General features: G+C 39.5%; 11 protein-coding genes. 3 read left to right on the top strand and 8 right to left on the bottom strand.

Translation table 11 applies throughout. The features are described 5' to 3' along the window. Positions 1 to 125: 125 nt before the first annotated feature. Entirely contained in the window at positions 126 to 998 is an 873-nt protein-coding gene (locus tag CYJ37_RS09105; protein ID WP_101549280.1) for a helix-turn-helix transcriptional regulator, read from the bottom strand. A 189-nt stretch (positions 999 to 1187) separates the two neighbouring features. Here CYJ37_RS09105 and CYJ37_RS27705 point away from each other — a divergent pair, with 189 nt between their 5' ends. Beyond that, on the top strand, positions 1188 to 1313 hold the full coding sequence (locus CYJ37_RS27705; protein ID WP_257964205.1) for a hypothetical protein: 126 nt from the start codon (positions 1188 to 1190) through the stop codon (positions 1311 to 1313). A gap of 105 nt (positions 1314 to 1418) precedes the next feature. Here CYJ37_RS27705 and CYJ37_RS09100 read toward each other — a convergent pair whose 3' ends face one another. Then, a complete protein-coding gene (locus CYJ37_RS09100; RefSeq protein ID WP_101549278.1) occupies positions 1419 to 2306 on the bottom strand; it encodes a hypothetical protein in 888 nt (295 codons plus the stop codon). Positions 2307 to 2671: 365 nt separating this feature from the next. Here CYJ37_RS09100 and CYJ37_RS09095 point away from each other — a divergent pair, with 365 nt between their 5' ends. Next, entirely contained in the window at positions 2672 to 2998 is a 327-nt protein-coding gene (locus CYJ37_RS09095) for a hypothetical protein (RefSeq protein WP_101549276.1), read from the top strand. A gap of 70 nt (positions 2999 to 3068) precedes the next feature. Here the strand turns inward: CYJ37_RS09095 and CYJ37_RS09090 are convergent, their stop codons facing one another. The 6 genes from CYJ37_RS09090 to CYJ37_RS09065 form a co-directional block, all read right to left on the bottom strand. Next, positions 3069 to 3950 (bottom strand): helix-turn-helix domain-containing protein, encoded by an 882-nt coding sequence (locus tag CYJ37_RS09090; RefSeq protein ID WP_253618474.1) that lies wholly within the window; start codon positions 3948 to 3950, stop codon positions 3069 to 3071. A 310-nt stretch (positions 3951 to 4260) separates the two neighbouring features. After that, entirely contained in the window at positions 4261 to 5466 is a 1206-nt protein-coding gene (locus CYJ37_RS09085; protein WP_101549273.1) for an efflux RND transporter periplasmic adaptor subunit, read from the bottom strand. Between the two features lie 13 nt (positions 5467 to 5479). Then, positions 5480 to 6142, bottom strand: a complete 663-nt coding sequence (locus CYJ37_RS09080) for a hypothetical protein (RefSeq protein WP_101549271.1) — start codon at positions 6140 to 6142, stop codon at positions 5480 to 5482. A 124-nt stretch (positions 6143 to 6266) separates the two neighbouring features. After that, positions 6267 to 7412 carry a glucosaminidase domain-containing protein gene (locus tag CYJ37_RS09075; protein ID WP_101549269.1) on the bottom strand — a complete coding sequence of 382 codons (1146 nt, stop codon included), beginning with the start codon at positions 7410 to 7412 and terminating at the stop codon, positions 6267 to 6269. Positions 7413 to 7573: 161 nt separating this feature from the next. Beyond that, positions 7574 to 8236 (bottom strand): HAD family hydrolase, encoded by a 663-nt coding sequence (locus tag CYJ37_RS09070; RefSeq protein WP_101549266.1) that lies wholly within the window; start codon positions 8234 to 8236, stop codon positions 7574 to 7576. A gap of 104 nt (positions 8237 to 8340) precedes the next feature. Next, entirely contained in the window at positions 8341 to 10191 is a 1851-nt protein-coding gene (locus CYJ37_RS09065) for a bifunctional metallophosphatase/5'-nucleotidase (RefSeq protein ID WP_101549265.1), read from the bottom strand. 241 nt (positions 10192 to 10432) lie between these two features. Here CYJ37_RS09065 and CYJ37_RS09060 point away from each other — a divergent pair, with 241 nt between their 5' ends. After that, entirely contained in the window at positions 10433 to 12295 is a 1863-nt protein-coding gene (locus tag CYJ37_RS09060; protein WP_180827289.1) for an LTA synthase family protein, read from the top strand. Positions 12296 to 12304 lie beyond the last annotated feature (9 nt).

Genomic DNA, 12304 nt, shown 5'->3' with positions numbered 1-12304 from the left:
TTAATAGTAACCACAATCACCTATTTATAGCAAACATTTCCATATATTAATTTAATTGTTAATTCGACAAAAAAAAGAGGAGGGTCAGACCCCTACTTTAGTAGGGGTCTGACCCTCCTCTTTTTTTACCATTTACTCAGCTTATCATTAATGAATTTCATATACTTTTCATCTTCCTGCAGCTCAAATATTGTTAGTGCTCTCTTCATATAATTCATTGCCTCAGGTATTTTCCCCATAAGTTCGCAGTTATAGCCTATGTGATAGTGCAGCTCGCCCAAAAGGTACAGATTATCCTTCTGAATACAGTTTCGAATGGCTTCCTTACAATAATTAGTGGATTCCCGGTACTTTTTTACTCTAGTAAAAGTACGGGCAATATTGTAATATAAACGGATAAATATAGTGTGATCATTCACATAGGGAAGCAGCTGTAAATGCTCTTTGGCTGAAATGCAGACATCCATCGTCTTTTCATATTCCTTCTCTTCAAAATGGATAGCCCCTATGCTGAGCAAAATCTCAATTTCCCGTTCCGACCATGCCTTCGAATTTGCCTTAGTCATATATATTGCTTCTTCCAGCAGGCATAGTGCACCTGCTTTGTCGTGATTAACTGCATGTTCAACAATTCCTTTATGCCAGACAAGAAGCTGCATATTGCGGTTATTGTGAGAAAACAGCGGGTTTTTTTCTTCAATATGAATGATTTGTTTCATAGTATCATAGTCAGAATTCCTGCGCGCAAACTTTAGCTGATTGGCCACTTCCTGTACATAATCAATTCTCGGTGTCATCCCGATATCAAAAAAATAATTAACATCAACACCAAGCTTCTGAGAAATCAAATACAAGGTGGATGCAAATGGGTAAACATCGCCTTTTTCTATTTTACTGATTTGCGCCTGTGTACAAATACCCTCAGCCAGGTCTTCTTGGGACATCTCCATGAGCTTGCGCAATTCCCTGATCTTTTTGCCCACTGCTGAAAAGTCCATATTCATCCCCCTAAATATTCCTAGAATTATAATATTTTTTAATTGTATCTGTTATATATATGTTTTTAGCCTATAAACACGCGACAATAGCGAAAAACAGGAAAACACCTCTTTTAAAATTATGTTTTAATTAGATTAATCTTACTTATACATCAAGATTATCGCAAATTATACAAAGGAGGAAGTCAAATGAAAAGAAAACTATTTGGTTATTTACTTGTCTGCGGTTTAGTAGTCTGCTTTGGTTTTGTAGGAACTGCCAACCCATCAAACGGCGGTCCCGTCCAGACGCAAGAACTTCCGACAATCTACTAATTTCTAGTCCTTTCCGCTTGACCCCATTTTTTAGCTCCTTTAAAAAGGAGCTTTTTTTTATTGAAGAAAAAAAGCAGGAAGATTGCCTTCCTGCTTGACGTAAACCTATTCAGCTATTTCGGTAATATCAAGTGTGTAAATGGAAGGAGAGATCCACTCGTTCGGATCATCCTTGTAAAGGAGGACAGTATACTCGAATCCGTAAAAATCAAAGCTGATAAGTTCTGTCCCCTTATACTCAAGGGGCTTTTCAAGAGTATAGTATTCTTTTTCTATGTGGTCTCCCATATCAAAATGGACAGATAAGGTTTCTTTAAAACCATCTTCCGTGTTCATCCAGGCAATCATTGGCCCTTCAAAAAGGGGCTCAGCGATTTCGCTCAACTCTCTTGCCATGGTGATTATATCAGATTGCAAAGCATCCCTTGCATGAATAGGATAGATCTTTGGCAAATAATAATTAGCGTCCCCAAGATAGCCTATCATATTGTATATGTCTATCTCATCTTTTTGCATTTCTGCCTTTGCGGCATCAACAATGTCTTTGGCTGTGACAAACAATGAAACCTTTTCCTTCAAAACTTCAGCAGGCTTTTTATATTTTGCCAGAATGGCTTCCCTCGTTGATTTGCCATAGACCCTGTATAGCAGGATTGCCTGCTTCCTGACTTCTGCTGAAACCTCATGATATGCATCATCCATACGAATCATATAAATTTCTTCACGAATTAAATAGTCAAGCTCTTTAGTAAGCGTTTCAATCTTTTTTCCGCCCGTAAGAGCATCAATAAAAGCAATGCTTCGATCAATATGGACTTTTACATTGGCATCCAAGCGCGCGTAATAATTTGCTCTTTTATCTTTTGGAAGCTTGCTTACTTCTGCCAAAGCGTTCTTATACGCAGATTTTGTGTTATTAAACAAAATCATATCCGGCATTGCCAGCTGTTTGTTGCTTTCTACAGATATCTGCCATTTAAGGGACCTGGCCAACTCTTCTGCACGGCTACAGCTTTTTCAGCTGGAGTCAATGAGGTTTGCCCGAAGGCATCGCCAGGGGATATTAAGGTGAATAATAAGACAAAAGAGATAATAAGGAATTTAAAGCTCTTCATTCTTCCTCCTGTATGACGGTATTTTAAACATAATATACAAAAAACAGGAAGAATATAATACAGGAATATTATTCCTCACCTTTAATTATTCTTCTGGGAATATGCCTACAGTTATATATACAGCACCAATTTGTACATCCTTTCGGTTTTAAGGGGAATAATTCCCGGTAAAAGGGGCACACAAGAAACGGGGTAATAATACTTTTCTGTTATCATCTATATAAAGAGCCGGAGGTGATCTGCATGGAACTTGATATGAAGATTCAGCCTATGTTCCTGGATGATGAATGCGCTATCGTGTTTTCCTTTTACTTCAAGAAGGCGGCACAAAAGATCGGCGAGGCAATAATCTACACATGTACCTGCAATTATACTCCTCTAGAAAAACAACATTTTGATCTTGTCCACAATGAGCTGCAAAATGGAGAAAAGGTAGCTTTTGTTGAAAGTTTTACCGTTGTCGAGGAATTCCGATCCGCTACTTATGAGAAAATAAGAGAATTTCTAAGTGTAATTGGCATCCAAAACTTCTATAGCAATGTAGACAAAAGGATGCTCTCAGCTTTGTGACCCCCTATATTTTATATAAAGAAGGAGATAAATCAGTATAATGATTTATCTCCTTCCTATCCTTTTCATCTCAACTATCCCAGGACTGAAGTTTACCTCTAATAAATTCATCGTATTTATTATCTTTTTGGAGCTCAAATATAATTAAAGCCCTCTCCATATAGTCTCTCGCTTTCTTAAAATCTTCCTGCAGTTCAAAATTATAGCCTAGATGATAATGCAGTTCTCCGAGCAGAAAAAGATTATCGCAATCCAAACAGTAGTCGATTCCGGAATGGCAGCTTGAAACGGACTTGGACAGCACTCCCATCCTTGTCCACGTTCTTGCCATGTTATAATGCAGTCTGATTTTAATAGTTTCATCTTTTAATATAGGCAGCATGTTCAAGTATTCCTCTGCTTTTTCATATAACTCCATCGCTTCATTTAAATGATTTTCCTCAAAAAGAATGATCCCCTTGCTTATTGAAATCTCGATTTCTCTCTCGGACCAGTTTTTTCCTTGAGTAAGTTCAATGGCCTTATCAAACCATTCAAGTGACCCCTCCATATCTTTATGAAGGTAATATTCATAAATGCCTTTATGCCAAAGAAGCAGCTGCAGATATACCGGATTTTGTGTAAATAAAGGATTATTTTCTTCAGCCTTAACAATCTGCTTAATATCACTATATTTAAATACACGCCTTGCCAATTTAAGCTGCCGGGAGACTTCCTCTACATAATCCAGCCGGGGGGTTGTGCCTATATGCAGAAAATAATTAACATCTACCCCCAGCTTCTCCGCAATAAAATATAAAGTAGACGCATATGGATAGACATCGCCATTCTCAAGTTTACTGATTTGTGCCTGGGTACAGATTCCATCAGCTAGTTCCTTTTGAGATAAACGCTGTGTTTTTCTAAGCTCTTTAATTTTTGCACCAATAGCTGAGAAGTCCAAAGTTTCCACCGTCCAACAAATATTCTTATAGTTATTTTATATTATAATTCTTGGATTTTAAGGAAGGAAATAATAAGTATATATATATTTTCCTCTTTTATGAGCAAAATCAAGAATTTCCTAAATGTGTTTTAATATACATATAGCCTTTCATTCCTATACCGGATTGTTTAAGGCCATTGTATTCGTTAGCCCAGTGTACACATATTTGTGTACGCAATACTAAATCTCCACTTTCTAATCACCCTATTTATAATAGGGTGATCTTTTTTTTGCAAAAAAAATGGGGTCTGACCCCTACTTTAGTAGGGGTCAGACCCTAATTTGACGTAAGGCCTTTGAGGAAATAACGCAAAGCCTCACTTTTGCCTAGCTGTTTAAGGGAGTTTTTAGTGATCTCTCCAGGATGGGCCGGTGTAATAAACATGGGCCCTTCATTTTTCTCTACATCCTTGGCACGGAAGACAACTAGCTCTCTATTTACAAGCCCTTCTGTTATCTGGACTGCTCCTTCCATCTTCTTCCCTTTGACAACTTTTCGTTTCTCAAGAAGCCCGTTTTCCATTACTGCCCATACATAATGCTGGGATCCTTCTTTAAAAATGGCTGTCTCAGGAACTGTGATGGCGTTCTTTATTTCTTCAGTAATTATTGATACACTTACATGCTTTCCCATGAAGAGCCCTTCTGATTCATTCAATGCAGCAGCATAAGGATACTCACTATTCTTTTCAACTGAGATCTTTTCTTCTGGCAAGCTTCCTGCCTGCACCAGCATCCCTTCTATATTGTCCATATCAGGAACACTCACAGACACCTTCATGCCTTCTTCTATTTTATGACGATCTGCTTCCTCTATAACGCCCGTTACATTGGGTGCTGAAGAGCTTATAACGACTGCAGGATCACCAAGCTCATAATTGATGTCCTGTACAATCCCATCATTTTTACTCAGCACTGTGACTTTGCTGTCACGGCTGCTGATGGACTGAATTTGCCTTTCATACATGGATGCCTCTTCCATAAACAATTCCTGCTGAAGTTTTTTGTCATATATATCCTTTTCAATATTATGGATAATATCAGCAGATGTGTTTTCCTCATCCTCGCCACTGAATTGAACAGTAGCTTTATAGGCAATCAGCTCGCTTATGTGGTCTCCTATGCTTTCTGCCTGCTGTTCGGTTTTTTCCTTTTCCGCTTCAAGCTTTTCAACTTCTGCCCATACATCATCTGCTGTGTATTCAAATAGCGGAGTTCCAGCTGTTACTGTTTCCTGTTCTTTCACCAGGAAATCCCCAAAGGTGCCAAGTGATTTATCAAAGTAATAGGGAGTAGATTCAGCTGGTGAAACCACTCCAGGAACGTCTACTTTCTGTATGATATCCTTTTTCGATGACTGATTAGTTTTGCTTATGTAAGCCGCCCGGTCTGCCTTGCTCCCGTCCTTCAGCAATAAATACATATTAACTGAAATGGCCAGGACACAGAGCAGGGCAAGCAATCTTTTTGTACGCCTTCCCATACCATCAACACCCTTATATTAGCTTCTCTATCTGAAGTTGGAAAAATACTGCAGAAACTGTCCAATACAGCAGATTAATTAAAATGACAACGATTAAAATCAGTTTGGGGCTTTTTTCAGTAATTGATTTTAACGCTTTATATTGAAAGATGATCACTGCAATGCTAAATATGGTAACCATTGAGAATAACTTAGTAAGAAATCCGTTTTCAAATATATATTGGCTGATTATCCCCAAAGAAAATGGAGAAGATTTGCCGCCTGTGCCAAATACTGCAGTTATAGGCAGAAGCAGGACTTTTTCAGCAAGAAAGATGACTGAAACAAATGCCTGGACAACTAATAGTTTTCTATATTCCACATCCATGAATATCCAAAAAAGCACAGCCTGCAGGAACAATATCAGGCATGTATAAATGATCCCCCAGCATGTCTGCCCAATTATCGCAAAAAGCTTCTTCGTCTCAAATTCAGCACTGCCGATACTTGTTATTTCCCTATGTAAAAATTCCATGCCCATACCCAAATAGCCATAGGCCGCAAAGATCATGGCACCTGCTAAAATCAGCAAAATAAGCCGCTTTACAAGCCCCCTTATCTCCTCTGCCTTCCCCAGCTGATAAAAAGCTCCAGAAGGATTGAGGATTCCCCTAACCAGCTGCACATAATATATCATTACATTTCCTCCAAACATTAGTTACACTTTCATTCTAACCTATCAATTGTAATAATTTCCACTATCCTCTCGAATGTTGGGGAATATAGTCAAATTTTCATAGAAAAGAGGGGTCAGACCCCCCTTAGAAATTATCATATAGCTGTTTCCGTTTATCGTAGGTGATGAAGAGACCTGCTCCGAGATCCAGGACGTTCCCATTGATGGCATAGACCCTGTATTGCTGGCCGTTCTTCAAAACTCTTACTGTTTCTCCCGACCGGTTGAACAAGTTGGTATCCCCGGTTATTTTAATGGTTCCCTTATAAAAAGAAACATCCTGGCTTTTAGCCACATAATATCCTCCGCCTACATAATATCGGGCATTATCAAAGCTATAGACCCTGATATTTTCACCGACAGATAGTTTTCTATGGAAAGAGCCATCCGGCTTGTATAAAGTTACATTCGTATTCTTGATGTACAGCCTGCCAATATAAACATTCATTTTCGCACTGTTGGCAGCAACGGTATAACCGCCGCCTAAATTATAGTTATTGCCAATGGTCCCAAAAATGCGGTAAGAATAGTTCTTGGGCAAGGTTTTGTGAACAGTGCCGTTTGGCGCAACTAACGGACGATCAGCTTTAAGGTATAATGAGGCTATCGGCAATTCGTAAGTAATGGAAGTATCCACATTTGGTATGGATAGATTGATTGAACTCATGTCATTGAAAATGGATAGAATTTTCTCTCCATATCCTGTTCCCGGAACTGCCCATCTGCCATTCAAATCAGTCCAATTAGGTGCAATGCCTCTGGTAACGAGATCAAATCGCGGATCGATCTTCTCGGTCACAAGCGGTTCTTTATTGGCATAAGCCTTCAAATGCTGAATTTGAGCACGTACTCCTTCTTCTGGTGTCTGAAAAAAGGCGCCTCTTGCTCCTCCACCTACAGCTCCGATCCCCGCATAATTGTTCTGCTCTGGAACAACATCATTTCCATATTTAAAATAGCCTGTCTCATGCAGAGACTGAGCAAATGCAATATCTCCCCTGATACCTTCAGCACGTCCAATGGCCAAAAACAAATCAGCCAGCCTGTATATATCAATCTCCATTAACCTGGGCACTGGATTTTTTAAAAGTACATAATCCCCCATTTGCTTTGCGGTCAGCACGGAATTACCCGTGATGCTCACTTTGCTGCTTGCTTCTGCTGTATGTAACGGCAAACATGCTCCAAAGACTATTACGACTGCTAAAATCCCTGCTGTTAATTTCCTCATTTTCCTCTCCCTTTATATTATATAAAAATATTACTAGTTTACTATATATTGTAAGGTTAGCTTTGTCACCATTTTCAAACATATTCCATAATTAACCACAAAAAAAGAACCGTCAGCTTTACCGGTTCTTTTTTTGTCAACATCAAATCTTTAATTCTTTTCTATAAAACAGGCACAGCCACGCGATTGACGTAGTCTTTTAAATCCCCGATGGATTTGCACAGTACATCTGGCTCCTCATCAAAAGAAGTTGACTGGACCGAATCAAACCACTGGGCCGCTGCTGTCGCCACCTGTGCATGCCTTCCCGCAGCAATATCAGCTCTGCTGTCTCCTACAAAAATGACATCATTCCGTTCCAACCCTAAAAACTCCAAAGCTTTTAAGATTCCCTCTCCATCAGGCTTAGGTTTCAAAACTTCGTCACCGGCTATTGAAATATCAAAATGGTCTTCAATTTTCAGGCATTTCAAAGTTATATCCAGTCCCCGCCTGCTTTTTCCAGTAATGATACCAAGCTTCATATTTCGTTCCTTTAAAAATTCCAATAAACCCTTAATTTCTTCTATTAATTGAAAACTCCTGTCATGGCCTTTTTCGTAGAAGGAAAAATAATCTTCAATCGCATTTTGTATCTCATTTGTACTTTGAAGATTTCTTACTATAATTTCATCTTCTGTTGGGCCAAACATTCCTATTATCTCTTTTTCAGTTATGTCTCTATCGTCATACTGCCTAAATACATACTTAAAAGCTTCAAAACAGATAGGCAGAGTATCTGCCAGAGTTCCATCAAAATCAAATAGAACAGCCTTTTTTCCCATTTGTCTCACACCTTCCTTTTATTACCATTATAATGATATTGCCGCCTTGTTTACAAGGAAGGCACCATAAATAAAAAAAAACTGCCTTTCGGCAGCTTTTTTTATCATTGTCCCATCAATTGAGCAAGCTTTTTCTTGGATGGCGTTTCATACCCTATATAGCCTTCCATATTCGTTACGTAATAGCCGCCGCCCAGGCCATATTGGCCAAAGTATTTGTTGTCATAGCGGTAAACCCTGTATTGCTCCCCTACCTTTAATACTCGCACGAATGTAAGTTTGTCATTCGCATCGCGTTTCCACAGATTAATCGGCTGCTTCACCACTACTCTTCCGATCTGCCCTTTCTTCATGAGCAGGCCGTCCCAGTAAATCTTAGGAGCAGGCTTACTGTCAACCGGCTTGTCCTCATTAAGCGGGGCAGAAACGACGCGCCCTTCCACTTTGGCATTTACCGTACCGATTTTCTGAATATAGTTAATTAATGCTTCATCTAGAGCCTGATACTCATTAAGGATCGGGCTGTCATTAAATGAAGTATATTCATCTCCGCCTGCTGCCATAAAGTCATTCGTAGCCACTACATACTCTTTATTCATATCAACGGCTTTGCCGTCGATTTTCATTGAATGCACACGGCTGCCGGCAGGCTGCGAAGGATCAATAGCAAAAGTTAAACCTGAAACATGTGGAAAAGCACCTTTTACATCAGGGTAGGCACTTACGCCATTCTCAATGCCTGCTTTGATTTGCAAACCTTTTAATTTCTTCGTCACAATATAATTACCAAAAGGCAGTACGGTAATAACATCACCTTTTGTTATATCCCCTGCATCGATGGAAGCACGAATCCCGCCTCCATTCGTAATTGCCATATCGGCCCCTGTTACATCAACCATGGCATCAGTAATGAGGTTCCCCAGGTTAGTTTCTCCCCCCCGGACCTGTTCACGTTCTCCATCCAGCTTGACGGCGGTTTTTCCAATCACTTGTGAAAGAATTTCTTCTTGAGCTGATTGAATCTTTTTAATTACTTCTTCAACTGCAGGATCTGGCACAATATCAGCTGTTTCTTCTTTTTTGATAAGCTTCGCTGTTTTGCTGACAATTTTTTTGCCATCAAAAGTCAATTCGACAGTTCCAAGATTTTTTGTATACTCACCTGCACTTACGATCAGTGTATCGTTTTCGCCCTTGAGTCCTTCAACAAGTACAGAATGGCTGTGGCCATCTACAATAAGGTCAATGCCTGGTGCTTCCTTTGCTACCTTGATTGATGTATCGGTACTTGACTCATCTATGCCAAGATGGGTTACAGCAATGATTGCATCGACATTTTGAGCTTTCAGCTCCTTAACCATTTCCCTTGCTTCAGCAGCAGGATCTGTAAATGTCAATCCCTCGACATTTTTAGGATGTGTTTTATAGTGAGTTTCAGGAGTAGATAGGCCGAAGATCCCCAGTTTGATTCCATCAACTTCTTTTATTTCATAAGGCTTAAGCAAGCGCGTTCCATCCTGCTTTTTGACATTGGCGCTTAAAACCGGGAACACTACTTTCTTTTCAAGTTCCAGCAGCCTTTGGTAGCCATAGTTAAAATCATGGTTACCTGCCGCCATTCCATCATAGCCAACTTTATTCATAATTTCCGCGATGCTGTCGCCTTTATTCAAGGTAGCAAAATTCGTTCCATGAAAAGTATCTCCCGCATCCAAAAGAAGTGTATTGGGATTTTCACTTTCAAACTTCTTTACCAGAGTAGAAATCTTTGCAAATCCCATGCCGTCATTGTCACTCTCAACCGCACGTCCGTGTGAATCATTTGTGTGCAAAATCGTGATTTTCTTTGTCCCTGCAGCAGACTCTTCTGCATTCGCTGACACAGCCGGACCAATGCCTGAACCAATGACAAAGGCAGCAGTCAGGACAGCAAATCCTTTTTTAAGAATGTTCATTTCCTACCTCCTAAAATTCTAAATCTTTTTTATTATTCCAAAAGTAATTATACATAAAAAATGTAAAGCTGTGTTATATGTTTTGTAAATATGGGGTCAGACCCCTACTAAAGTAGGGGTCTGACCCCACCTTTCGACACGCTTAAAAATGCTGTCGTATTTACACTTTAATTATTTTTAATTTTCCGTAAACTTTATGTTAAGATATTGTAAACTTGAACATCAAGAGGGTGAAAGTCCGTTGAGTAAGTACTTTGCAAAATACAGATCTCTTATAATGGCTGCCTTGGTTATTGGATTTGTAACCGTTTTTTGGCTTATTAAGTCATTTTATTTTATCCATGAACTTGAACTGAATCCGCATAAGAAGTTTAATTTGCTTGCTGCTTCAGGAGTTGGTCTTATGTTAGGAAGCTTCCTATCCCTGAAGAGCAACCAAATAAAGTACTCTTTCTTCATACTGACCTATTTCCTATTGTCCCTTCTTTTGTATTCAGATGTTGTATATGAACGATACTACGATGCTATACTCCATATAGAGTTGCTGGGTCAAGCTGGCCAGCTTGGGGAAGTGGTTGAATCTATCATTTCCTTGTTATATTGGAGTGATATATGGTATTGGGCCGATTTTCCCTTGCTTTTACTCCTGATTACTCTTCATCAAAGATATTCAGGCGCCCGGCTTAATACATTACTGGGTGCTGCCGTTGGGGTGGGAGGTATTGCCATACTGCTATTCTCCGCCTATTACCCATTAAAAGACACCTTCTCTGATCAGTATAAAACTTCATTGACTGGCGTGCTGCCCGCCCATATTTATGATATTTCCCAGACTTTTTTAAGTAAGGCCTTTGCAGAAGAAATAACGGAGAAAGAACTTACAAGGCTTGAGGAAATTAAGGACTATTTTAAAACAAGGCAAGACCAGCAAAAGGATTCACCTTATTTTGGCCAATTTAAAGGAAGAAATCTTATCATTATTCAAGCTGAGTCCCTCAATGATTTCCCAATCGGTTTGTCCGTTTATGGACAAGAAGTAACCCCTAATCTTAACAATCTGGCTGAAAGCAGCCACTATTATAATAATATTTATCTGCAAATCGGCAGAGGCAATACTTCCGATGCAGAATTTGTTGCCAACAATTCGTTATATCCAATGTCTGATCTGGGAATATATAAAACCTATCCAAATAACACTTACCGGTCATTGGGGAAAATCCTGCAACAGGAAGGCTACTCAACAAGTGCCTCCCATGGAAATTCCAAGGAATTTTGGAATCGGGGAATGGCATATGCCAAACAAGGATATCAGGATTTTTATCATCGTAATCATTTTAAAATGAAAGAAGACGAAATTATCGAGCTCGGGATTTCCGATGAGAGCATATTCAAGCAGATGATTCCCATCTATAAGGAAAGCAAAAAGCCGTTTTATAGCTTCATCGTCAGTCTGACGAATCATCGACCTTTTAAACTCCCTTCCAAATACGAATATATGAACTTGCCTGGATCAATCGAAGGAACCAATACAGGCAATTATCTGCAGGCCGTACATTATTTTGATAAGTCCCTTGGAGTCTTCATTGAGGAATTGAAGAAAGAAGATATATGGGATGACACTATTTTTGCCGTTTATGGTGACCATTATGGTCCAATTCCAAAAGACCGTCCGGAATTAAAGAAAATTTTGGATATTGATTTTGACACAAAAGAGCAGTTCAATATTCCACTCATCATCCACCATCCCGGGCAGACTGAAGGAGTACAGAACGAGTCAGTCGGAAGCCAGATAGATATTTTTCCTACACTGAGCAGCTTGATTGGATTAGACCAACAGCTTGCACAAATGGGGAGAAGCCTTGATGCTCCCGTACCTGGATTTGCAGGCTTTTATTATGAAACTACTCCTTACACCTTCTATAGTGACAGTTTAGATTACCTGGCTTCCCATGATGGCAGATTTGAATCGGGCAAGTGCATGGATGCTGAAACAGGCGAACCAGTGGAACTAGCTGCCTGCAGGACGAACTATGATAGATTGAAACAGGAAGTGGATATTTCAAAGTTTCTATTGGAAAATGATTTAATAGGGGAAATTAAATAGGGTCAGACC

Source organism: Bacillus sp. UMB0728 (assembly GCF_002858875.1).
GTDB lineage: Bacteria > Bacillota > Bacilli > Bacillales > Cytobacillaceae > Bacillus_AB > Bacillus_AB infantis.
Note: the sequence above shows the minus strand (reverse complement) of the source record. Positions and strands in the feature narration are given on the sequence as shown.

Bases quoted from the DNA above. Each gene is read 5' to 3' on its own strand.
- CYJ37_RS09105 (WP_101549280.1), bottom strand. From the start codon at position 998: ATGGACTTTTCAGCAGTGGGCAAAAAGATCAGGGAATTGCGCAAGCTC.
- CYJ37_RS27705 (WP_257964205.1), top strand. From the start codon at position 1,188: ATGAAAAGAAAACTATTTGGTTATTTACTTGTCTGCGGTTTAGTAGTC.
- CYJ37_RS09095 (WP_101549276.1), top strand. From the start codon at position 2,672: ATGGAACTTGATATGAAGATTCAGCCTATGTTCCTGGATGATGAATGC.
- CYJ37_RS09085 (WP_101549273.1), bottom strand. From the start codon at position 5,466: ATGGGAAGGCGTACAAAAAGATTGCTTGCCCTGCTCTGTGTCCTGGCC.
- CYJ37_RS09080 (WP_101549271.1), bottom strand. From the start codon at position 6,142: ATGATATATTATGTGCAGCTGGTTAGGGGAATCCTCAATCCTTCTGGA.
- CYJ37_RS09075 (WP_101549269.1), bottom strand. From the start codon at position 7,412: ATGAGGAAATTAACAGCAGGGATTTTAGCAGTCGTAATAGTCTTTGGA.
- CYJ37_RS09070 (WP_101549266.1), bottom strand. From the start codon at position 8,236: ATGGGAAAAAAGGCTGTTCTATTTGATTTTGATGGAACTCTGGCAGAT.
- CYJ37_RS09065 (WP_101549265.1), bottom strand. From the start codon at position 10,191: ATGAACATTCTTAAAAAAGGATTTGCTGTCCTGACTGCTGCCTTTGTC.